The sequence below is a fragment of the Vibrio sp. D54 genome, from assembly GCF_021728075.1.
Taxonomy (GTDB): Bacteria; Pseudomonadota; Gammaproteobacteria; order Enterobacterales; family Vibrionaceae; genus Vibrio; species Vibrio alginolyticus.
Map to the genome: position 1 here is coordinate 61,911 of NZ_JAKKCS010000014.1, position 24,243 is coordinate 86,153.

19 protein-coding genes are annotated in these 24,243 nt (G+C 45.7%); 5 read left to right on the forward strand and 14 right to left on the reverse strand.

Annotated features, from left to right (window positions below; genetic code table 11):
• The first annotated feature begins 29 nt into the window (after positions 1-29).
• Together L3V37_RS17235 and L3V37_RS17240 are read left to right on the forward strand one after the other, a co-directional pair.
• A complete protein-coding gene (locus L3V37_RS17235; protein ID WP_237306673.1) occupies positions 30-617 on the forward strand; it encodes a DedA family protein in 588 nt (195 codons plus the stop codon).
• A gap of 180 nt (positions 618-797) precedes the next feature.
• Positions 798-2,165, forward strand: a complete 1,368-nt coding sequence (locus L3V37_RS17240; RefSeq protein WP_213909953.1) for a Na+/H+ antiporter NhaC family protein — start codon at positions 798-800, stop codon at positions 2,163-2,165.
• Positions 2,166-2,239: 74 nt separating this feature from the next.
• Here the strand turns inward: L3V37_RS17240 and L3V37_RS17245 are convergent, their stop codons facing one another.
• The 4 genes from L3V37_RS17245 to L3V37_RS17260 all read right to left on the reverse strand — a co-directional run bounded on the left by L3V37_RS17245 (position 2,240) and on the right by L3V37_RS17260 (position 6,907).
• Positions 2,240-3,079: a 3-keto-5-aminohexanoate cleavage protein gene (locus L3V37_RS17245; protein ID WP_237306674.1), complete on the reverse strand. Its 840-nt coding sequence runs from the start codon at positions 3,077-3,079 to the stop codon at positions 2,240-2,242.
• On the reverse strand, positions 3,070-4,401 hold the full coding sequence (locus L3V37_RS17250; protein WP_237306675.1) for an aspartate aminotransferase family protein: 1,332 nt from the start codon (positions 4,399-4,401) through the stop codon (positions 3,070-3,072). Before L3V37_RS17250 ends, L3V37_RS17245 begins: the two co-directional genes overlap by 10 nt.
• A gap of 208 nt (positions 4,402-4,609) precedes the next feature.
• Positions 4,610-5,878: an O-acetylhomoserine aminocarboxypropyltransferase/cysteine synthase family protein gene (locus tag L3V37_RS17255; RefSeq protein ID WP_005381677.1), complete on the reverse strand. Its 1,269-nt coding sequence runs from the start codon at positions 5,876-5,878 to the stop codon at positions 4,610-4,612.
• Between the two features lie 117 nt (positions 5,879-5,995).
• Positions 5,996-6,907 carry a LysR substrate-binding domain-containing protein gene (locus tag L3V37_RS17260; RefSeq protein WP_237306676.1) on the reverse strand — a complete coding sequence of 304 codons (912 nt, stop codon included), beginning with the start codon at positions 6,905-6,907 and terminating at the stop codon, positions 5,996-5,998.
• 106 nt (positions 6,908-7,013) lie between these two features.
• On the opposite strand from L3V37_RS17260, the gene L3V37_RS17265 reads away from it, so the two are divergent.
• Both L3V37_RS17265 and L3V37_RS17270 read left to right on the forward strand, forming a co-directional pair.
• A complete protein-coding gene (locus L3V37_RS17265; RefSeq protein ID WP_130545199.1) occupies positions 7,014-8,270 on the forward strand; it encodes a D-amino acid dehydrogenase in 1,257 nt (418 codons plus the stop codon).
• 311 nt (positions 8,271-8,581) lie between these two features.
• Positions 8,582-10,129: a sodium:alanine symporter family protein gene (locus L3V37_RS17270; RefSeq protein ID WP_005381681.1), complete on the forward strand. Its 1,548-nt coding sequence runs from the start codon at positions 8,582-8,584 to the stop codon at positions 10,127-10,129.
• 100 nt (positions 10,130-10,229) lie between these two features.
• Here the strand turns inward: L3V37_RS17270 and L3V37_RS17275 are convergent, their stop codons facing one another.
• The 5 genes from L3V37_RS17275 to guaB form a co-directional block, all read right to left on the reverse strand.
• Entirely contained in the window at positions 10,230-10,820 is a 591-nt protein-coding gene (locus L3V37_RS17275; protein WP_005381682.1) for a GPR1/FUN34/YaaH family transporter, read from the reverse strand.
• 182 nt (positions 10,821-11,002) lie between these two features.
• Entirely contained in the window at positions 11,003-12,706 is a 1,704-nt protein-coding gene (locus tag L3V37_RS17280) for a chitinase (RefSeq protein WP_206949575.1), read from the reverse strand.
• 212 nt (positions 12,707-12,918) lie between these two features.
• Complete coding sequence (locus L3V37_RS17285; protein ID WP_237306677.1) at positions 12,919-14,442, reverse strand: Na+/H+ antiporter NhaC family protein; 1,524 nt, start codon at positions 14,440-14,442, stop codon at positions 12,919-12,921.
• Between the two features lie 165 nt (positions 14,443-14,607).
• Positions 14,608-16,161: a glutamine-hydrolyzing GMP synthase gene (gene guaA, locus L3V37_RS17290; RefSeq protein ID WP_005381685.1), complete on the reverse strand. Its 1,554-nt coding sequence runs from the start codon at positions 16,159-16,161 to the stop codon at positions 14,608-14,610.
• Positions 16,162-16,260: 99 nt separating this feature from the next.
• Positions 16,261-17,727: an IMP dehydrogenase gene (guaB, locus tag L3V37_RS17295; RefSeq protein ID WP_005391524.1), complete on the reverse strand. Its 1,467-nt coding sequence runs from the start codon at positions 17,725-17,727 to the stop codon at positions 16,261-16,263.
• Positions 17,728-17,958: 231 nt separating this feature from the next.
• Here guaB and xseA point away from each other — a divergent pair, with 231 nt between their 5' ends.
• Positions 17,959-19,290 (forward strand): exodeoxyribonuclease VII large subunit, encoded by a 1,332-nt coding sequence (xseA, locus tag L3V37_RS17300; protein WP_005381689.1) that lies wholly within the window; start codon positions 17,959-17,961, stop codon positions 19,288-19,290.
• A 13-nt stretch (positions 19,291-19,303) separates the two neighbouring features.
• Here xseA and L3V37_RS17305 read toward each other — a convergent pair whose 3' ends face one another.
• The 5 genes from L3V37_RS17305 to L3V37_RS17325 form a co-directional block, all read right to left on the reverse strand.
• A complete protein-coding gene (locus L3V37_RS17305) occupies positions 19,304-19,528 on the reverse strand; it encodes a zinc ribbon domain-containing protein (protein ID WP_012842112.1) in 225 nt (74 codons plus the stop codon).
• A gap of 307 nt (positions 19,529-19,835) precedes the next feature.
• Complete coding sequence (locus tag L3V37_RS17310; RefSeq protein ID WP_237306687.1) at positions 19,836-20,711, reverse strand: alanyl-tRNA editing protein; 876 nt, start codon at positions 20,709-20,711, stop codon at positions 19,836-19,838.
• A gap of 59 nt (positions 20,712-20,770) precedes the next feature.
• Positions 20,771-22,267 carry a ribosome biogenesis GTPase Der gene (gene der, locus L3V37_RS17315; RefSeq protein ID WP_017820569.1) on the reverse strand — a complete coding sequence of 499 codons (1,497 nt, stop codon included), beginning with the start codon at positions 22,265-22,267 and terminating at the stop codon, positions 20,771-20,773.
• A 167-nt stretch (positions 22,268-22,434) separates the two neighbouring features.
• The gene (gene bamB, locus L3V37_RS17320) at positions 22,435-23,595 is read right to left on the reverse strand and encodes an outer membrane protein assembly factor BamB (protein WP_005381696.1); all 1,161 of its coding nucleotides are present in this window, start codon (positions 23,593-23,595) and stop codon (positions 22,435-22,437) included.
• A gap of 12 nt (positions 23,596-23,607) precedes the next feature.
• Positions 23,608-24,222 (reverse strand): YfgM family protein, encoded by a 615-nt coding sequence (locus L3V37_RS17325; protein ID WP_005381697.1) that lies wholly within the window; start codon positions 24,220-24,222, stop codon positions 23,608-23,610.
• Positions 24,223-24,243: the final 21 nt, after the last annotated feature.

Below are 24,243 nucleotides of genomic sequence, written 5' to 3' on the forward strand. Positions count from 1 at the left end.
AGCTTTTGGAACATATTAACGAACTTCTCATGTCAATGAAGCCTTTGCTTGAGCAATATGGCTACGTTGCGCTGATTGTCAGCATATTTCTAGAAGGGATAGGTATCCCGATGCCTGGTCAATCACTGATGATCGCGGCATCTTTGCTCTCGTCAGAACAAGTCATGAACCTAAGTATGGTAATGATGGTATCGTGGCTGAGCTGCTTTTTTGGTAATACCTGTGGCTACTTAATCGGTTATTACTTTGAGGGGTGGTTAGATAAAAAAGGCTACATTTCCGGCCCGAAGATGCAAACGCTTCAATTGACGATCCAGAAATACGGCCCTACGTGCTTGGTCGTCAGCCGCTTTATTGAAGGAATGAAGCAATTTATGCCTCTTGCATGCGGTATCGCGAAAATGCCACGTAGAGAGTTTTTGCTCGGTAACGCCCTCGCGGCGACGGTTTGGGTATTGGCATTCAGCTTGTTAACTCACTTTGCATTTGAACATTTAAGCGTGTTGAGCAACCTGTACACAGAATACAAATATCTGGTATGGGCACTTGCTGCTGTCTTATTTACGTGGATGGTTTTAGGTATTGTTAAACGCAAAAAAGCCAAATCAATGCAATAACGACAGTCTCTTCATTAGCGCATAACTAAAGCTCGTGGTATCAGTGAGATACGCAACACGAGCTTTTATCTTTTTCTTTACGTGTAAAATTTAAACAGCCATTTAGACGTCTAGACGTTGACAATGTAGAAATGTGATATTAGTCTGCTCTTCTCTCTTATCATTAACATTGTCGTTTACATGTCCGGTTCCCAACAAACTACTAAAACAGTTGCACCTTCTGCGGTCGCACTGATCCCATTGATTGTATTCCTTGCGCTGTTTATTGGCGTAGGCACTTACTTATCTTTGCAAGGCGTGGAATTTGCCTTCTACCAGCTGCCTGCACCCATCGCGGTATTACCAGCCATCATCATTGCGTTTCTTTTAAGTAAAGAGAGGCTTAACCGCTCAATCGAACACTTCATGCGTGGTGTTGGCCACCCAGACATCATCGCAATGTGTATGATCTATCTGCTTGCAGGTGCCTTTGCTGCGGTAGCAAAAGCCTCTGGCGGTGTTGATGCAACAGTAAACCTTGGTTTATCCGCTATTCCAACCAGCATGATTTTACCGGGCATTTTTCTGATTTCTGCTTTTATCGCAACAGCAATGGGGACTTCGATGGGTACCATCGCAGCCGTTGCCCCCGTAGCGTTGGGTATTGCTGAATCAGCAGGAATGAGCTTACCGTTAACCGCAGGCGTTGTACTGAGCGGCGCTATGTTTGGTGATAACCTTTCTATCATCTCTGACACCACCATCGCGGCGACACGCTCTCAAGGTTGTGAGATGAAAGACAAGTTTAAAGAGAACATTCGTATTGCTTTACCTGCGGCGTTGATCGCGATTGCAGTGTTCGCTTTCAACAGTACCGCGACTCAAGTGCCTGAAACTGGCGATATTGAGTGGCTAAAAGTCTTGCCGTACATCACTATTTTGATCCTAGCGGTATCTGGTGTGAATGTGTTTGTGGTTCTGTCGATTGGCATTCTTTTGGCTGGCGGCGTGAGCTTGGCATCGATTGACAATTACGGACTGACTAATCTAGCCCAAGACGTTTACAAAGGCTTTGGTAACATGCAAGAGATCTTCTTGTTATCCATGCTGATTGGTGGTTTGAGTGAACTGATGCGTCGCCAAGGTGGTCTTGCTTTTCTAACAAATTTCGTTAGTAGCCTTATCCACGCGTTTGGCTCTAGTCACTCTAAGCATGCGAACAGTCGTGCAAGCGAGCTAGGTATTGCAGGTTTGGTATCAATGGTCAATGGCTGTACGGCAAACAACACCGTAGCCATCATTGTATCGGGCAGCGTTGCTCGCCAACTGGCGGAAGAGAATAATGTCTCTCCTCGCCGCTCAGCAAGCTTGTTAGACATTTTCTCATGCGTGGTGCAAGGCGTGTTGCCTTACGGTGCTCAAGTACTGCTGCTAGGTTCCGTATTCAACCTATCGCCACTTGAAGTAGTTGCCAATTCTTACTACTGTTTTGCATTAGCGATAGCGGCTGTTGTCGCGGTGTTTATCAAACATCCCGCTCGTCAACCTGTAGCGCAAACTGAGAACTAACGACAAATATCGAAAAGGCTCCGATGGAGCCTTTTTACTTTCCTTTCTTCTTTTTTTCTTTTCCGCGAGCAGATTTACTTCAAAGCTGAACGCAAACTTTGCGCACTGTGTAAAGGAATCGCAAAGCGATGCGCCACATCGCGTAGAGCTTCCACCTGAGTCGCGTTACTGATTGCTAATTCGCCTGCCACATCGACGTGGTTATTCTCAAACCCCACTCTCACATCGAATCCAAGTAACATCGCACTCGCTAAACAGTCTTGCTCTCGCGCGCCAAAAGCACAAATGGCACATCGAATTTCTTCCTCGACAAAATGCGCCAAATTCAAACCTCGTAAATCCCATGGCGAAGACTGTTGAGCTTGGTGATAACGCCCTAACACCACTAATGCATGCTGATGCGTTTTAGGTAACACGCCCGCATCACGCAGTTGGAAATAACGTTCAATGTCGGTTGCATCGTAGAGAATAATTTGGCTCACGATGTTGTGTTCTGCCACCCAATGGAAAAAGGCATGCCCTTCTTTCTCACTTGCGCGATCAGGGATTAACTCCCTCAATGCAAAAGAAGCCGCTTCTGGTTTCACAGCTTTAACTAACGCCATCTGTTGTGGCGGAGAATACAAGCCCACCGCCTCTGTGGTGAGCTGTACCATCATGTTTTGTCCCACCGCTTCTTTCACGGCATGGTAAATTGCCATGTTGTCGTCGATGTCTAATGAATGACGTCCGTTGGCGTCTCTAGCATGCAAATGGATCATGGCAGCCCCTACCGTTTGACAAGCGATAGCCTCTGCAACCAGTTCGTCTGTTGTCATGGGTAAGCTGGCGTGATCGTGCTTAGTTTTTCTTGCACCGTTTGGGGCCACGATAATAGCGATAGGCTCTCGTATACATCGATTTTCTAATTCCATTCCTTCGCTACCTCTTTTAGCGTTAATGAGAGTTTGCCAACTAGCTCATCAATATGGTGAGGCTGAATAATGAATGGCGGCGCAAGCAAGATATGGTGCCCATTAACGCCATCAATCGTTCCGCCCATTGGATAGCACATTAAGCCATTTTCCATTGCTCGCTGTTTGATGCGTTTGTCTGCCAATGTGGCTTTACTCAGAGGCGCCTTGCTTTCTTTATCCGCCACCAGCTCAATGCCAAAAAACAAGCCTTTACCACGAATGTCGCCAATATACGGTAAATGGGCCAATGCAGAAGTAAGCTCATTACGCAGCAAAGCACTTTGCTGATTCACCGCCGTTAATAAATCATCTTGGAAGATGGTTTGAATGGTCGCCACGGCAGCAGCGCACGCCACAGGGTGCGCCATAAAGGTATGACCATGTTGGAAAAAACCGCTTCCATCAGCAATAGCTTGATAGACTCGATCATTCGCAACCACCGCGCCAATAGGTTGATAACCCGCACCAAGCCCTTTAGCTATACACACCAGATCGGGTTCTGCCTCTTCTTGCTCAAACGCAAAAAAACTGCCACTGCGTCCAACGCCACACATGACTTCATCCAAGATCAATAACACATCGTATTGGTCGCATATTTCGCGAATACGCTTGAAATAGCCTTGCGTTGCAGGCACAGCTCCAGCTGTGGCACCCACAATGGGCTCGGCGACAAAAGCCATGACATTATCAGCCCCCAACTCAAGAATTTTTGCCTCTAGCTCATTCGCCGCTCGCAATGAGTAATCCAATTCCGACTCATGACTCTGCTGATAACGATAAGCATAGCAAGGGGCGATATGATGGCTCGGGTGTAAGATGGGTTTGAACGGTTCACGTCGCCATTCATTACCTCCGACAGCCAGAGCCCCCAAGGTATTACCGTGATAACTTTGCTGACGCGCGATGAATTGCTTTTTCTCTGGCTTACCTGATTCCACGAAATACTGCCGCGCCATTTTTAGTGCCGACTCCACCGCTTCTGATCCGCCACTGACTAAATACACATGGTTGAACTGTTCAGGCATGTGCTGACAAATCAATTCTGCTAGGCGCTCACTGTTGTCACTAGTAAAAAATCCAGTATGAGCAAATGGCACTCGCTCGATCTGTTCCAACATGGCTTTTTTAACGGCGTGATGACTGTGGCCAAGGTTTGATACTGCAGCACCACCACAAGCATCGAGATACTGCTTTCCATGCTTATCGAATAGATAAACACCTTCACCTCTATCGATGATTGGTAGCGTGGCATGGCAATGACGGTGAAATACGTAAGACATTTGAGTCCCTTCCAATGTGTAATACTTGCACACATAATCAGGAACAAACCCAAACGTGACAAGAGAATAAATCTCACCCTCTATGAGCTTTTGGAATGCCACAAACCAAAAACACCAAAACCCTTGATATTTAAACAATAAAATAAAAATAGGCCAGCTTTTTTAAAGGCTGACCTATGGGTAACCCAAAGCTAAAAACAGAATCGTTTTACGCGTTTAGTGCCTGTTCTAAATCGGCTAGAATATCGTCAATATGTTCAATACCCACCGATAAACGAATCATCTCTGGAGACACACCAGCTTGTTTTTGTTCTGCTTCGCTCAATTGACGATGAGTCGTCGATGCAGGATGGCAAGCCAATGATTTTGCATCGCCAATGTTCACCAAACGCTTAAAGATTTTCAAAGCATCATAAAAACGCACACCTGCGTCATAACCATCTTTTAAACCAAACGACAAAATCGCAGAAGGCTTACCTTTCATGTATTTTTCGGCGAGATGGAAGTGTTCAGAACTTGGCAATCCGGCATAACTTACCCAACTGACTTTGTCATTCTGTTCCAAGAATTCAGCCACTTTGAGTGTGTTCTCGGTATGGCGCTCCATACGCAGCGGTAACGTTTCTAACCCTTGCATAAGCATAAATGCATTCATCGGTGATAATGCTGCTCCGGTATTACGCAGTGGTACGGTACGCGCACGCCCGATAAATGCCGCCTCACCAAACGCTTCGGTATACACCACGCCGTGGTAAGAAGGTTCTGGTTGGTTGAAAACAGGAAAGCGGTCTTTGTGCTGTGCCCAAGGGAATTTACCGGAATCCACAATCACGCCACCTAATGTGGTGCCATGCCCACCAACGTATTTAGTGAGAGAGTGAACTACGATATCCGCACCAAATTCGATGGGTTTGCAAAGCACTGGCGTCGCAACGGTGTTATCCACAATCACAGGTACGCCTTGTGCATGAGCAAGCTCCGCCACACGTTCTAAATCGATGATATTGCCCGCAGGGTTCCCAATGCTCTCGCAGTACACCGCTTTGGTATTTTCATCAATTAATTCGGCCAAACTTTCTGGCTTGTCATCTTTAGCAAACTTCACCTGAATACCTTGATTTGGGAGCATGTGCGCAAACAAGGTATAAGTACCGCCATAAAGTTGCGGCGTAGAAACGATGTTATCGCCCGCTTGCGCTAACGTCAGAATCGCATAGTTAATCGCTGCACTCCCCGCACTCACGACCAATCCAGCAATGCCGCCTTCTAACGCTGCCATGCGTTTTTCCAGCACGTCATTAGTCGGATTCATGATGCGAGTGTAGATATTCCCCGGCACTTCCAAGTTAAACAGATCAGCACCATGCTGCGCGTTATCAAACTCGTACGCGACCGTTTGATAAATCGGCGTCGCGACAGATTTAGTGGTCGGGTCAGTTTCGTAACCAAAATGGATGGATAGCGTTTCGTCTTTCATGTTCTTCCCTGTCTTTCATCACTCAAATAGCGGCAAGCAAAGCACTTACCTTGCTTAAAACTTATATTGCCCAATTTTTCAACAAATAACGTAGGGATGAATCACAGAGATAAAACGCTAATTCAACTGTCCAAGTAACCAGTGACGAAACGTTTCTGTCGCATTCGTACGTGTGTTCATGATCAAGTAATACCCTGCATTGGCAGGAATCGGTTTGAATGGAGAAACCAAACGCTCTGTCGTCAATTCATCCTCAATCAATGCCATTCGAGCCATCGCAATCCCAACGCCTGCTTCGGCTGCAGACATCGCCATATCCGTTCGATTAAAAAAGTGTCCGACATCGGTTTTAAAATCCAACCCCATCGCTGACGCCCAATATAGCCACTCATAGTCACGCGTCGCTTTTTCCCATGGCATCGCATCGTGTAGTAGCGTCGCCTCTCGCCATTGCTTCACTGGCATTGAGTTTTTTTGCTCACCAAACAACGTTTTTAGCCAGCCATGATCCTCAAGGTATTTTGGACTCATCACCGGTAGCAGATGCTCATCCAAAATCAGCTCCGCGTTAGCATTTCTATAAGGATGAAGACCATAGTCAATTGCGACGTCATAGTCTTTTATCTCACTATTTACCAGCGCACCTTCCGCAAAGATTTGTACTTGGATATCCGGATTATCATGATGGAAGCTTTCGAGCTTTGGGACTAACCATTTGAAAGCAAAAGAAGGCGTCAACTTCAAACGAATTTCATTGGTTTGCTTTTCTACTTTGAGCTCATCAAGCAATTTGCTCAGTTCCGAAAAGTGAAACTGCGTCGCTTGGTGTAACTGAGTGCCTTTTACGGTTAAACGAATACCGCGAGAGTGGCGTTCAAATAAAGTAAAACCTAATAACGCTTCCAAATGAATAATTTGTTGGCTTATGGCACCAGTGGTGAGGTGTAAATGTCTTGCGGCGCCAGTAAAGCTGTTGTACTCCGCGACTTGGCTAAATAAACACAAACCACTTATCAGATTACTTTTCATCCTTGAGCCTATAGTTTTTCTAAACGCTATGTGTAATTTATATCGATTGTTAACAAAAGGTAAAGAAAAGAAACTGAGCACTCTGATAAATGTGTGGAGTGCATCAATGGAAGTCATCGTATTAGGCAGCGGCGTTATCGGCTTAACCTCTGCTTGGTATTTATCTCAAGCAGGCTATCAAGTTACCGTCATTGACCGCCAAGCAAGCAGTGCCATGGAAACGAGCTTCGCCAATGCCGGGCAGATTTCATACGGCTATTCTTCGCCTTGGGCTGCGCCTGGTGTTCCTGTTAAAGCCATTAAGTGGTTAATGGAGGAGCATGCTCCACTTAAAATCAAACCCACTCTGAATGCCGACATGATCCGCTGGGCGAGTAAAATGGTCGCGAACTGCACCCTACCTCGCTATCAAGTTAACAAGGCTCGCATGCTTTCTATCGCCAACCACAGCCGTATTTGCTTAGAACAGTTACGCCAAGAACACGCCATTGAGTATCAAGGGCGTCAGTTTGGGACCTTGCAAGTATTCCGAACACATCAACAGCTGCAAGCTATTGAAAAGGACATGCAGCTCCTTGAACAAAGTGGAACTCGATTTGAGCTAATGGACGTCGAACAATGTATTGAACAAGAGCCAGGGCTTGCACTTGTGAAAGACAAACTGGTTGGTGGCTTGCATCTACCTGATGACGAAACGGGCGATTGCCATCAATTTTGCCAACAACTAACGGAGCTTGCTAAGGCACACGGTGTCCGATTTGAGTTCGATACTGAAGTAAGCAATTGGGTTACAGTAGGCAAAAAGATCATAGGTGTCCAAACGAACCGAGGACAATTTAAAGCAGACCAATATGTGGTGGCCTCTGGCAGCTACTCTACAGCGCTACTCAAGCAACTCGATATTGATATTCCGGTCTACCCTGTCAAAGGCTATTCACTCACCATCCCGATGGAAGATGAACACTTCTCTCCTCGATCTACTGTGATGGATGAAACCTATAAAGTCGCTATGACTCGATTTGATGACAGAATTCGCGTAGCTGGCACCGCAGAATTAGCAGGGTTTGATGCTTCCCTTCCACAAAAGCGCAAAAACACCATCGAAATGGTCATCCGTGATCTTTTTCCTCGTTGTGGTGACTTCAGCCAAGCTGAGTTTTGGAGCGGCTTTAGGCCAATGACGCCTGATGGCACACCAATTATCGGCGCGACTAAATACGATAACCTTTTTACTAACACCGGACACGGAACTCTGGGCTGGACGATGGCTTGTGGTTCAGGTCAATTGCTAGCAAGCGTAATGAAAGGTGAAAAAGCAAAAGTGATGGATAATGCGGAGCTTAACCTTTGTCGTTACGCCTGAGGACATGGCTGAACAAAAAACAGACAGACAGACACTTACTCCACAAAATGCATAACCATTGGCATTTTTAACTCATCAAAATCGCAGCACATTTAAATGACAATGTGCTGCATAATTAATCATCAGGCAAATCTTCTACCTAAAAGGAGCAAATAAGCAACAAGAACCAAATTTTAACAACCACTCTCCATTCTGTGTTCATCATCACGCTACAAAGGATTTGTAGCTAAAAAAGTTAACAATTGCATTACATAAAGGGTAATGTATTGTGTGAAAAACAACCACAAACACAACTAACAGGGAAAATACTCATGCAGTCATTAGTTGATTTTCTGAATGGAATTATTTGGAGCCCGGTACTGATCTATTTGTGCCTTGGCGCAGGTTTGTTCTATTCAATCATGACGCGTTTTGTACAAATTCGTCACTTCTTTGAGATGTGGCGCTTATTACTTTCAGGGAAGAGTTCAACAAAAGGGATATCATCATTTCAGGCACTTGCCGTTTCACTGTCTGGCCGTGTAGGTACAGGTAACATTGCTGGTGTTGCTGCTGCTATCGGTTTCGGTGGCCCAGGCGCCGTATTCTGGATGTGGGTCGTAGCCTTCTTTGGCGCTGCAACCGCATACGCAGAATCAACACTTGCACAAATTTATAAAGAAGAAGACGAAGGCGAGTTCCGTGGTGGCCCTGCTTACTATATTGAGAAAGCAATGGGACAAAAATGGTACGCTTGGATCTTTGCTATCGCGACCATCTTTGCTTGTGGTGTTCTACTTCCTGGCGTTCAATCGAACAGTATCGGTAACGCAGTAGAAGCCGCATTTGGCTCAGGTGACATGATTGAAACCGCTATTGGTACCTTCAGTTTTGCTAAAATTTTCACTGGTACGGTTGTTTGTGTCATTTTGGCTTTCATCATTTTTGGTGGCGTAAAGCGTATCGCGAACTTTACCCAAGTCGTTGTGCCATTTATGGCGTTAGCTTACATCATTACTGCGTTTGTCATCATCCTTCTAAACATTGGTGAGGTTCCACGCATTTTCGGCATGATCATTGGTGACGCGTTCACACCAATGGCAGGCGTTGGTGCAGCAATCGGCTGGGGTGTAAAACGTGGTGTCTACTCCAACGAAGCAGGTCAAGGTACTGGTCCTCACGCAGCAGCAGCAGCGAGTGTTGATCACCCTGCTCAGCAAGGTCTTGTTCAATCTTTCTCTATTTACATCGATACACTACTTGTGTGTTCAGCAACCGCGTTCATGATTCTTATCACTGGCGCGTACAACGTAAATGGTGCGATTGAAGGTACATTCCTGGTTCAAAACCTACCAGCGGATATTGGTGCAAATGGCCCTGTGTTTACACAGATGGCGATCGAAAGCGCACTACCTGGCGTGGGTAAACCATTCATCGCAATCGCTCTATTCTTCTTCGCGTTTACGACCATTCTGGCTTACTACTACATTGCAGAAACGAACATTGCTTACATTCGTCGTACGTTCAAAGTAAATGGACTGATGTTTATTCTGAAAGTCATCATTATTTCATCCGTGTTCTACGGAACCGTGAAAACCGCCAACTTAGCATGGGCGATGGGTGATGTAGGTGTAGGACTGATGGCGTGGCTAAACATCATCGGTATTTTGATCATTTTCTTTATGTCGAAGCCTGCACTCAAAGCACTGAACGACTACGAAGAACAACAAAAACGTGGTGTGACCGATTTTACATTTAACCCTGTTGCACTGGGCATTAAAGGCGCAGATTACTGGGAAGATAAGTACCGACGTAAAACGGGTAAAGCTCCAACGGCAGACAGCAATAGCGCAGAAACTGTTGAGCAACCATCAACATAGCGTTATCACATAAATAAGAAAAAGCAGTGGTCCGATTGAGGACATAAAAAAGGGGGATTAACCAATGGTTAATCCCCCTTTCTTCATTATGAGTAACAGCTTAGGCGATAACCGCTTCAACTTTACGAGCGATTTTTGCTTTACCGACAGGTAACACTTCACGACCAAATTCGTTGTTCAGTACTTGCGCCATTGCAAAGTAAATTGCACTTGCGCCACAGAAGATACCCTCGAAGCCAGCGATAGCACCGATCACTTCGCTACCAGTGAAATCACGAGCAGCAAGCAAGAAGAACAGGATAGTTAGAGAACCAAATACCACTTGCTTCGCTGTTGGGTAACATAGAGAACCAATGAACATGAAACCAGTGAAGATGCCCCAAAGCGCTAGGTACCAACCCATAAAGCTTGCAGGGCTTGCAGGAAGCCCCATGTGAGGCATTACGATTAGACCAACCAATGTTAGCCAAAATAGACCGTAAGAAGTAAACGCAGTTGTGCCGAACGTATCACCGCGTTTAAAACACATGATGCCAACGATTACTTGGCTAAGGCCACCGTAAAAGATGCCCATCGCTAGAATCATAGAGTCAATTGGGAAAAATCCTGCATTATGAATATTGAGCAGAATAGTGGTCATACCGAAACCCATTAGACCTAGCGGTGCTGGGTTAGCCAGTTTTGTCGACATGTACAAATACCTTTTTTCAAAAATGTTGATAAAAAATGCGCGCGAATTTTAATGGGCTCCAGAACAAAAGAGAAAAGCTGTTATTGAAAACTTAGATTCCATAAATAAACCACTACATATATAAAAAAAGACCCTGCAAAAAAGCAGAGTCTTTATAGATGGTTAGGTTGTTTTTTACTCGATCACTGACAAGAAATCTCGTCCCAGAACCAGTTGCTTTGCGTTGGGCTTTCCCACACTCCTGGGCCATTTTTCGCAACAAAACATTTGTTTTGGTACGTCACTTTATCGCCGTTAGCGACTTGCGTTACACCCGGCTCCCACTGAATAAAATTGCCTGTCACTGGTGGTTCTGGCTCGGTTACTGGCGGCTCAGGTTCTGTGACGGGCGGCTCTGGCTCAGTCACCGGTGGTTCAGGTTCCGTTGTAGGCGGCTCCGTAGGAGTGCCTGAAACCAGCTTCCACGGGTCTCCTTTCGTTGGCTCATTACCTTGTGACCACCATTTCGCTTCGTAAACAGCACCTTGGTAAGAGACTTGTTCCCCCGTGTTATATACTTTGCCAGAATCCCAAGCTGCCACACCACCTACAGGCGGATCGACCGGATCCACTGGATCTAACTTGTCAACTACACGAACTTCTGGCCAACCCGCATGAGATTGGTAGAAGTTAGTTACACATTTCTCATAATCACCCGCAACTAGCGCAGAGTAAGCCGTTTGGAAACCAACAAGTTCACATTCAAAAGAGTGGCCTCCCGGACGATCTGAGTAGTATTTCCAGTTTCCATCCCAGTTGGTGTACAACACGTCTGTCGCACCATTCAGATTTAAGCTACCGTAAGGCGTCTGCTGCCAACAGGTATTGGTCTCATCGGCTTCAATTGGAATTTGATAATGGGCGGCAAGACCTTCCCAATAACGAATACGGTTAACAGGTTGACCTTTATCCTTGTTTTGCTCACCACACTCAATACCACCATTGATCACGTTGATGGTGGTACCAAAGCCGTAACCAATGCCAGCATCAAGCTCACGCTGTGAAGGCACCCAAGTACGGTCAATCACATGTAGCATTGCAGGTTTCGGTGCTTGTGGGGTTAGGAAGAACCAGATAGCCGATGCTAAGTTCAGCCACGAATCCGCAACCAAGCCTGGATTTTTTAGCAATACAGATGCATCACCATCAAACATCACTTCAGAGAACGCGCCATAGTTAAAATGGTAAGAAAGCTGTTTTGCACCACGTCCAAAGTAACCTTGTCCAGGTTCACATGGCCAGCGTTTGTTTTGCCAGTCATTTTGACCACAACCTGTTGTGTAACCTTCTTGCCCTTCAGACCATCCCATTTCTCGCACATGAACCAAAGCTTGCTGCCACTCTTCCAACCCTAGCGGATTATCCGATACGTTATCGATCGAAATATGGCCACCGGTTTCTTGTGCAAAGTGAGCAAACGCTGTCACGATCGATTTTTTACAAATTGCATCCGAATCACGACCGTCTGTGTACTCACCACAGAATGCAGGGAACTTACCAATTGCACGTAGGAAACGCGTGTAAGTGTATTCAGGTGCAGCCATTTGAGTCAGGAAGTCCCACTCACTTTCGGGGAATACACGCTCTACACGCTTCACGTTTTCTGGGTTGGTTGTCGCCCCTGGAACAATCGCTTCAACCACTGAGTTCGGGCGTGTCTCTAATGCTTGTGACCAAATGGCATACATAGGATCAGAAGTTTTGCTTTGCTCTACGGCTTGAACGTCACCACGAGCAATAACATAACCATTCGGATTTTGCGGATCGGGCTGAATATTCATACTCGCATTCACTTGTGCAGCTAAGACACAACTCAATGCAAGAGGAAGATGTTTGAGTGCAAACATGTCTAGTCTCCGGATTTCAACAATACAATATACGAGGAATAACTAGACATATAGTGGATCATATATACGAAACACCGAGCCAAGTACGTTGATTCTGCGAGACAAAATGAATAAATAGGTCCTCACACACATTTTGTCACAAGAAAAATGTTACCTTGACTCAAAAGAAAAGCGGAGACCCTGTGAGCCTCCGCTTTGTGATGTTTCTCTCTTTATTGTTCTGCCGAAACCACCTCTAGCTTCGCGGTTGACTTTTGTTTAGACAGCACAAAATAAACCACACACTGAGAAATAATTGCGGCAAGTACAATCACTGGTGAGGCGTTGATTCCAGCTAAAAGAAAACACCCCAATGCGATCATTCCATTGAGTAATGCGTAAGGCAATTGTGTACGGAAGTGCTCATACTGTTCACACCCCGCTCCTGTCGACGACAAAATCGTAGTTTCAGAGATGGGAGAACAGTGATCGCCAAACAAGCCACCAGATAATACCGCACCAATACAAACCAACAGTGGTGCATCAATCGCGACGGCAGTTGGGATCACTAATGGCATCATGATGGCAAACGTCCCCCAAGATGATCCCGTAGCGAACGAGATAATACCGGCCAGTAAAAACGCAACCGCTGGCAATAACCAGTAAGGGAAACCGGCTTGAGCTTGTTCAGCAATGTATGCAGCTGCACCTAATTCTTTCCCAACCGAGCTAAGCGCCCAAGCCAATACCAGAATCACCGCCACTGACATCATGTTTGACATCCCTTTCAGATAAACCTGAATACCATCCGAAAGCTTTCTTACGCCATAAAACGCCATCAGCGCAATTAAAGTGAAGGCCGCGAAGAAATATGCAGAAGAAAGTGCAGCCCTAAACGTTGATCCTGCCACTTTTTGAAATGGAAAACCGTGTGGCACGAGGATGGTACATAGAACCACCAGCATAACGAGCAAAGGCGCCCATACAAAACTGGATTTTGCATTTTTATGCGTAAACACATTCATAGACTCCTGTACGTTCCCAAAGTCGGAGCCCTGTTCTGCTAACTGCTCAGCCTTCGCCATCGGTCCGAAATCTAATTTGAAGAAAGAGACAATCGGCACAATCGCGATCGCAAGAAAGGCGTAAAACTGATACGGGATCGCGCCAATGAAAGCATCCCAATCACTCATACTGACATTCAGGGCAGTAAACTCTTTTTGAATCAATCCCATGATGTAAACGCCCCATCCGATAAAAGGGATCAAGATTGCGACGGGAGAGGAAGTAGAGTCGATAATAAAAGCTAATTTTTGGCGTGATACTTTTAACTTATCAAATAAAGGGCGAAAAACAGGACCAACAATCAACGGTGTACCAAGGTCAGAGAAGAAAATAACCACACCACCGAACCATGCGGACAGTTGAGCTTGGCACTTACTCGCCACCCATTGAGTGACCTTTTTAGCAAACGCCACACCACCGCCAGATTTCTCCATCAAGGCAACAAAGCCACCAATAAAGACCAAGAGCAAAATGACGCCCGCATTGTAGCTGTCAGTTAATTGCGGCAGTAGATAGCTTTTCATCAATGCACTAAACGAGTCTAGTGGCCTTTTTTCGACAAATGTCCCTTCAAGCATAGCGACACCACTCACCACACCGGCGAATAAACCAACAACGACATTTCTTGTGGTCAGCGCGAGGAAAAGAGTAATAAGGATGGGAATGAGAGAGGTAACGTCAGCCTGTTCCATAGCAATACCATTTATGATAATTAAACAATTAAAATGAATATATATTTAATTTAACCGCATGTATATATCTCTCACAAAAAAGTTGAGCCACCTCTTCACAAACTTGAAGTACAAAAAAACCAGCCCGAAGGCTGGTTCTTATAAACTCAACTGTCTAGAGGAAAATTATTCCCACTCGATAGTCGCTGGTGGCTTACCAGAAATGTCGTAAACAACACGAGAAATGCCATCAACTTCGTTGATAATACGGTTAGATACCTTACCTAGGAAGTCGTATGGTAGGTGCGCCCAGTGTGCCGTCATAAAGTCGATGGTTTCTACTGCACGCAGTGATACAACCCAGTCGTATTTACGGCCATCGCCCATTACACCAACAGAACGTACTGGTAGGAATACCGTGAACGCTTGAGATACTTTGTTGTATAGATCAGCTGCGTGCAGCTCTTCAATAAAGATAGCATCAGCACGGCGTAGCAAGTCACAGTACTCTTTCTTGATTTCACCAAGAACACGAACACCTAGACCAGGACCTGGGAATGGGTGGCGGTAAAGCATGTTGTAAGGCAGGCCTAATTCTAGACCAATCTTACGAACTTCATCTTTGAACAGCTCACGTAGTGGCTCAACAAGACCCATTTCCATGTCATCTGGAAGACCGCCCACGTTGTGGTGCGATTTGATCACGTGCGCTTTACCAGTCTTAGATGCAGCTGACTCGATTACATCAGGGTAAATCGTACCTTGAGCTAGCCATTTCGCGTTTTTCAGCTTCTTAGACTCTTCATCGAATACATCTACGAATACGTGACCGATAGTCTTACGCTTCTCTTCTGGGTCAGACTTGCCTTCAAGTGCTTTTAGGAAGCGTTCTTCAGCGTCAACTTTGATGATGTTCAAACCAAATTGGTCGCCGAACATATCCATTACTTGTTGACCTTCGTTTAGACGAAGTAAACCGTTATCAACAAATACACACGTTAGCTTGTCGCCGATTGCACGGTGAACCAGCATCGCGACTACCGATGAATCAACACCACCAGATAGACCTAGGATAACTTCGTCGTCACCCACTTGCTCTTTAATGCGAGCAACCGCGTCTTCGATGATAGATTCCGAAGTCCATAGACGCTCACAGCCACATACGCCAAGAACAAAGTTCTCAAGCATTTGTAGGCCACCTTTTGTGTGTGTCACTTCTGGGTGGAACTGAACACCGTAGTATTTCTTCTCTTCGTTCGCCATCGCAGCGTAAGGACAAGTGTCTGTCTCACCAACTTTTACGAAATCGGCTGGGATCTCTACTACTTTGTCGCCGTGGCTCATCCAAACGTCTTGAGTTGCTTCAAGATCTTTAAATAAGGCACATTCACCAGAAACTTTAACCTGAGCGTAGCCAAACTCACGTTCGTTAGAGCCTGCTACTTTGCCACCTAGTTGTTCCGCCATAGTTTGCATGCCGTAACATACGCCAAGTAAAGGAACACCAGAGTCAAATACATATTGAGGCGCGCGTGGAGAGTTCTCTTCCGTTACGCTTTCTGGACCGCCAGATAGGATAATGCCATCTGGGTTGAATTCGCGAATATCCGCTTCTTCTACATCCCAGCTCCATAGTTCACAGTAAACGCCGATTTCACGTACGCGGCGTGCTACTAATTGAGTGTACTGAGAACCGAAGTCCAAGATCAGAATACGTTGGTCATGGATATTTTTAGTCATTTTGAGCAGTCTTTTTAAGGCTAAGTGATTAAAACCGAGGCGAGTGTACTCGCCTCTTCTTAATGCTTCAAGGAAAAAGCAAACGTTTCCGTTAGGTAATTAGTTCCCTAGACGGTAGTTCGGCGCTTCCTTAGTAATTTGAACATCGTGTACATGAGACTCTTGCATACCTGCACCAGAGATACGTACAAATTCAGCTTTCGTACGCATATCTTCGATAGTTGCAGAACCAGTTAGACCCATGCTTGAACGTAGACCACCCATTTGTTGGTGTACGATCTCTTTTAGACGGCCTTTGTATGCGATACGACCTTCAATGCCTTCTGGTACTAGCTTGTCCGCTGCGTTGTCAGACTGGAAGTAACGGTCAGAAGAACCTTGAGACATAGCACCAAGAGAACCCATGCCGCGGTAAGACTTGTAAGAACGGCCATTGTATAGAATCACTTCACCCGGCGCTTCTTCAGTACCAGCAAACATAGAACCAACCATCACACATGATGCGCCAGCTACGATTGCTTTACAGATATCACCTGAGAAACGGATACCACCGTCAGCAATAACCGGAATACCATAATCATTAGCCACTTCTGCCGCATCTGCGATTGCAGTGATTTGTGGAACTCCCACACCCGTTACAATACGAGTTGTACAGATAGAACCAGGGCCGATACCAACTTTCACTGCGCTTACGCCAGCTTCGATTAGTGCTTTAGCACCAGCACCAGTTGCTACGTTGCCACCGATGATGTCTAGATCTGGGTATGCTGCGCGAGTTTCGCGGATACGGCTTAGAACACCTTCAGAATGTCCGTGTGAAGAGTCGATAAGTAGAACGTCAACGCCAGCTTCAACTAATGCAGCAACTCGCTCTTCGTTACCAGCGCCAGCACCAACGGCTGCGCCAACACGTAGGCGACCACGCTCATCTTTACATGCGTTTGGTTTACGTTCTGCTTTGTGGAAGTCTTTCGCAGTAATCATACCGGTTAGTTGGAACTCATCATTCACAACCAATACTTTCTCTACACGAGCTTCGTGCATTTTCTCTTGCACTTCTTCTCGTGTTGCACCTTCTTTAACTGCTGCCAACTTCTCTTTTGGCGTCATTACTGAAGATACTTTCTTAGAAAGGTCCGTCACAAAACGAACGTCACGACCAGTGATAATACCAACAAGCTCATTGCTCTCAGTGACAACAGGGAAACCTGCAAAACCATGCTTTTCAGTGAGTGCAACAACATCAGCGATGGTCGCGTCAGGGTTTACAGTAACCGCGTCAGTCACCATACCAGCTTCGAACTTCTTAACTTTACGAACTTCGGCTGCCTGCTGCTCAATAGACATGTTCTTGTGGATAAAGCCAATGCCACCCTCTTGCGCTAGCGCAATCGCTAGACGAGCTTCAGTAACAGTGTCCATAGACGCTGAAATCATTGGGATGTTTAGGGTGATGTTCTTAGTCAACTGAGTGCGAAGATCAGCTGTGTTTGGGAGAACGGTGGAGTGAGCTGGCACGAGTAGTACGTCATCGAATGTCAGCGCTTCTTTGGCAATTCTTAGCATTTGCAATATCTCACAATTAGAGGAGTAAAAAGACAATCCAATCTCATCGTTTCGCATAATGAGGGTAACCAGTTTTAGGTTGTTGGCTACATTTGGATTAGATATTGCGGAGGGATTATACGGTTAACGCAATCGCTTGACCACAAATTTTTTAATTTTTTTCTTGCAATTACCCCCTTGCTATGTATTATATTGCCGCTAATTTCCATACTCACGTCTAAGAGATTAGCTGTGCTCTCCAAGACCAATCAAAACATCTTTACTGTTTCTCGTCTCAACGCAGAAGTTCGTTTACTCCTTGAAAACGAAATGGGGATCGTTTGGCTCGTCGGAGAGATATCCAACTTTTCAGCTCCTGTCTCTGGTCACTGGTACCTCACTCTTAAAGACTCTCGCGCTCAAGTTAAATGTGCCATGTTTCGTGGTAACAATCGCCGCGTTACTTTCAAGCCCGCTAACGGTAATCAAGTCCTAGTAAAAGCTCGTCTTTCTCTTTATGAGCCTCGCGGTGACTACCAATTGATCATCGAAAGCATGCAACCGGAAGGTGACGGCCGTCTTCAGCAAGAGTTTGAAGAGCTGAAAATGAAGCTTGCCGCAGAAGGGTTGTTCGCTCAAACCAATAAGCAACCTTTGCCTGAACACCCAAAACGTGTTGGCGTCATCACATCGAAAACTGGTGCCGCGCTTTACGATATCTTAGACGTATTGAAACGTCGTGATCCTTCCCTACCCGTTGTGATTTATCCGACAGTGGTACAAGGTGAGGACGCAGCCATTCAAATCGCACAAGCCATTGGTCGCGCTAACAGCCGTGATGAATGTGATGTGCTAATTGTGGGCCGAGGTGGTGGTTCATTAGAAGACTTATGGTGCTTTAACAACGAGATATTAGCTCGCACGATTGCAGCAAGCCAAATTCCTATTATTAGCGCCGTTGGACATGAAGTCGACGTGACAATAGCAGATTTTGTCGCCGACGTACGCGCACCTACTCCATCAGCGGCCGCTGAGCTAGTAAGTCGTGATAACAGCCACAAAGATCAAGCTTTAGTTACCCGCCAGCATAAGTTAGCGAGCGCGATGCGTTACTACCTAGCACAACAAAAGCAGCAATCTGCTCAATTAGTGCACCGTCTAGAGAGACAGCACCCAAGCTATCGCTTGCAACGTCAGACGCAACAGTTAGATGAGTTGGACATGCGCTTACAGCGAGCGATGAGTCGTTTTATTGCCTTGCGTCAACAGCGAATCGAGCGTCAACATTATCGGCTGCAATTAAATTCTCCTGTAACACGCCTTGCCGAGCAGAAGTCGAAGCTAGAACGTGTAGAGCAAAAGCTCATGGATGCAATGGATCGCAAGTTACTGACTATGCGCCATCAACTCGCGATTGCCGCAGAAAAGTTGGACACCGTCAGCCCACTAGCGACATTGAAACGAGGTTACTCAATTACTCAAACTGAGCAAGGTAAAGTAATTACGCAATCTTCAGATGTTAAGTCGGGAGATGTATTGATTACCCGGTTAGCCGAAGGCGACGTTCGTTCTACCGTTAACTGAATACAAACTCTGGTTAACTGATTTTCTGGAACTCAAATCGGACACGTGATTTTGACTTGAGTTCATTACACACATTGCAAAAGTAACTCGCAGCACCGCATGCTTGCAGCTTCTCCAGCTCCGCCTCACAATCAGGGCAAAAACCTACTTTTTTAAAATCCGATTCACACTGTGCACAGTGGTATTGTCCTGTCCATTCCAGTTCGACATTGCAAGTCGGGCAAATGTTCTGCTGCATATCCCGTTCCTCTCTAAACTAAGCAATTTCGAGTAACGCATGCTACTCAAAATAACGAACAAGTATGTTGATCTTCATCACCGCCCCAACAAGTTTCACGAGGCGTTAACCATACTTGATACGTAGGATCTTATACTGATCGTCTGATATTTACTCCTTGATCAGCGATCACCCCTTAAAAGAATATTTATATAACCACACACCGAAAGCATAAGTTACATATTCTGCATTCCAATTTAAGACAGAATAAAAAACCCTAGATAGATTTAATTAAACTAAAAATCAGAATTTAATAAAAAGATCTTATTCAAAAAGCAGTGCTTACATTGGTGTGCATTTCGATAGTTTGAGCGTCGAGCTTAACGAGTTTAACTTGGATAAAAGCAAACTCATTTAAATGGCTCGCATGCGTTCCACCACAAGGGATTACCGCTAATTGACCTTCCCCTAAATCGCACTTCCAATAGCGAGAATCCGTTAATCTATCGCCGTGGCATTCCATGGTGATCATCGCATCTCTTTGAAGCCATTCAACCAGTTGGCCATTCACTTTTTCTGCAATCGCCTGGAGGTCATTCAGCATATCTGCACTGTTTAATCCTCTTTTACGGAGTGTTTTGCCTAAACGGTACGTATCGAGGCACTTATCTGGAGTGACATAACTAGTAACTTGCGCATAGCTATTAAAGTCATAATAACCATGTGGGTCTTTGCGGCCTGCGTCTTTTCGCCAATATTCTTCCGATAGTACTTTATTCAACGCCAAATACGCTAAGTGTCCTGCAGTGTGGCCTCGACTCAAAGCATTTTGATAGTCTTTATCTACCGCTAATGTTACCAAGTCATTAATTGCACATGATTCCGTACGTGATAAAACATGCACGACGACAAACACCCAACCTTCAGCATCACGCTTTACAGGGATGTCACTACCCACATACAGAGAACCACTTTCCTGCTCCACTGCCCCAACTTGGCAATCTACCACATCATGCTCAGCCCCATTCACCTTCAACGTTCCTTTGTCTGCAGGGTGATCCGGCCATATGTGACTAACGGGATGGAACGGCGTGACATCTGTAATAACGTAAGTCACTTCTTCCGTATATTGAACGAGCTGTATTTGTGCTTCTAATTGCCATGTTTGATGACAAAAACGAGTCTTTGTTGCTGTGATAGTCATTTTTACGATTACTTTTGATAAAAAAATACCCAAGTAGAAACTTGGGTATTCGAATTTCATTATTTATTGCGGTTTTTCACCATCGACATCATACGCTTACGTTTACGCTCTTGTGATAGCGTAAGCTTATTCGTACGGTTCTCGTATGGGTTATCACTGTTATGGAAGTTAATGCGAATCGGTGTTCCCATAATTTCCAGAGACTTACGGAAGTAGTTCATCAGATAACGTTTATACGAATCTGGCAATTCACGAACCATGTTACCGTGGATAACAACGATCGGTGGGTTGTAGCCACCTGCGTGTGCGTATTTGAGTTTGATACGACGACCACGAACCATTGGCGGCTGGTGATCATCCACTGCCATCTTCATGATACGCGTCAGTACTGAGGTACCTACACGTGTTGTCGCCGAGTTATATGCTTCTTGGATAGATTCAAACAAGTGACCAACGCCAGTACCGTGCAGCGCAGAGATAAAGTGGATACGCGCGAAATCGACGAATCCTAGACGGCGGTCCAGTTCTTTCTTCACGCTTTCTTTCACGTCACTGTCTAGACCATCCCACTTGTTAACGGCGATGACAATTGAGCGGCCAGCATTCAGTGCAAAACCAAGCAAGCTTAGGTCTTGGTCTGAAATATTTTCACGTGCATCAATCACCAGTAGAACGACGTTTGCATCTTCTACCGCTTTCAGCGTCTTAACAACAGAGAACTTTTCAACCGTTTCATTGATACGACCACGACGACGAACACCTGCGGTATCAATTAGTACGTACTCGCGTCCATCACGCTCCATCGGGATGTAGATAGAATCGCGCGTTGTACCAGGCATATCGTATACAACCACACGTTCTTCACCCAGAATACGGTTAGTCAGTGTCGATTTACCTACGTTAGGACGACCGATGATCGCCAGCTTAATCGGCTGCTCTTGAAGGCGTTTGAACTCTGCTTCTGCGTCTTCTTCAGTGTAATCTTCAACAAGAGGCTCTTCGTCTTCGAATCCAGTCAGGTCTTCAATCTCACCTTCTTCAGATTCACTTGTTAGTAGATCATCAAAGAATGGAGATAAAGCACGCTCAAGCAAAGCGGTCACACCACGGCCATGAGCGGCCGCAATCTGGTACATATCATCCACGCCGAGCTGCCAAAAGTCAGCACACGCCGCATCGGCATCAATACCATCGATTTTGTTTACTACCAGCATCGCTGGCTTTTCAATTTTACGCAGATGCGCAGCAATTGCTTCATCTGAAGGTGTCAGACCAGCACGACCGTCAACAAGGAACAATACAACATCCGCCTCATCAATCGCGGCTAATGACTGTTCTGCCATCTTTGTTTCCACGCCTTCTTCTGTGCCATCGATACCACCAGTATCAATCACAATGAATTCGTGCTCTTCACCAAGTCTCGCCTGGCCATATTTACGGTCTCGCGTTAGGCCTGGAAAGTCCGCAACCAACGCGTCACGAGTGCGAGTCAATCGGTTAAATAGTGTAGATTTACCTACGTTCGGACGCCCTACTAGAGCTACAACAGGTACCATAACAACCTCTACAATAATCTTTCTTCTGTAGTTATAGGTAACGACTTGCTCGATGCCAAATCAAACCAGCTTTTTACCTATAACCACGTCAGGGTTAATAAATTCAAACAACAAAACGGCTCCTAGCTGTCACCAGCCAGGAGCCGAATGTGAATTATATCACGATATTATTCGTTAATGGTTAGTTTCTTTACATCGCCGTTGCGAGTTGTAATCACATAACCATCCGACAATAACGTCGGGCCAACTGCCAAGCCGCTATCATCGACAAACTGCTGCGCAACAAATTCGCCCGTTGAACGATCCATCCAGTGAAGGTAACCAAGCGTGTCACCGACAACGAGATAATTGCCAACAATAACTGGCGCTGTAAGTTGTCGGTGCTCAAGCAAGCTGTTTTCCCACAACTCAGTCCCGCTTCGTGAATCAACGGCAACAACATGATCTTTTTCCGTTATCACAAAGATGCGACTACCATCTGTAGAAATGTCTGTCGCAGATGAGTAATTACGCTTCCAAATCGGGTTCGCTGAACGCAAGTCAATGGCGATAAGTTGACCATTGTATCCAATGGTGAAAAGAGTACCGCCTAGCACAATTGGCGATGAATCAACGTCAACCAAACGATCAATTTCTGTCGCGCCTTTTGGCGTACCAACAGGCTGTTGCCAAATCAACTGACCACGCTCAACGATAGCAGCTGCGAGTCGGCCATTTGCCGTTCCCCAAAATACACCGCCGCCAATTGCAGTCGGAGTACTGTCGCCACGTAAAGTTAAGTTCGGCACTTCTGTACTCAATGCCCAGCGTTGCTCACCTGTACTCTCATTAAGGGCAATCAACATGCCTCGGCTAGTATTGATGATAATAAGGCCTGAATCTGCAACTGGCTTTGCCAGTACCTCACCACCAACTTTTACACGCCAAACAATTTCACCTGTTTCTTGGTCAAGAGAGATGACTTCACCATTCTCAGAGCCAATGTAAAGGTTTCCGTATGCCGCTGTGATACCACCAGAGAGACGAGCAATGACATCTTCTTCTAGGTCCGTTTGCCAACGTTGTTTACCATTCTCAGGATCCAGCGCTTTTACTAAACCATCACGACTTGCCACGAACAACGTATCATTCGCAAATACAGGGGATAGTTTTGAAAAGTAATGACCAACACCATCGCCAACCGACGTGCTCCACTCACTACTGGTTGTAAACTGACTGTCTACCTGAGGTAGTGGCGCCATTACAATGGTGTCTTTCTCACCTGCACAACCGGCAAGTACTCCCATTGTTAACGCCCCTAGCAAGGCTTTCTTAAAGACTCTTTTCATCCAATGCGGTCCTTATTTCGCCAGGTCGTCCAATTTCATTTGTAGTGTCGGGCTTGCATCTGCCGCTTGCTGAGCTTCAGTATACGCAGCGTACGCAGCATCTTTATCACCTTGGCGAATCGCAATATCGCCACGAAGTTCAGCAATACGACCTGTCCATGCTGTATCAGTGACGTTACTTAGCTCTGCCGTTGCAGCGTCGAAGTTACCCATTTCCGTCTCAATACGCGCAATGCGGTAACTAATCAATGGTAACAACGCAGCATCTTGAGTGTTGCTTTGCGCCCACTTCAGTTGCTCCAATGCAGCAGAAAGGTCTTGAGCTTCAACTTGTGCTTTAGCAAGTTGTAGCGCAGCCAATACTGAATATTCTTTTACTTCATTTGACTCAATGAAAGCTTTCACGTCAGCTTGGGCATCAGTGCCTTTGTCTTGCAAAGCATTCATTGCTGTCGTGTAGCTTTGAGAAGCTGCTTCACTCGCCTGAATCACAGAATCCTGGTAGTAACGCCAGCCAAATAGACCACCTAAACCAACAACCGCACCGATGATGACGGCTTTGCCGTTTTCCTTCCACCAGTCTTTAATGGCTTCAACTTGTTGTTCTTCAGTATCGTAAAGTTCCACTTCCTGTCCTCTTAAAACATG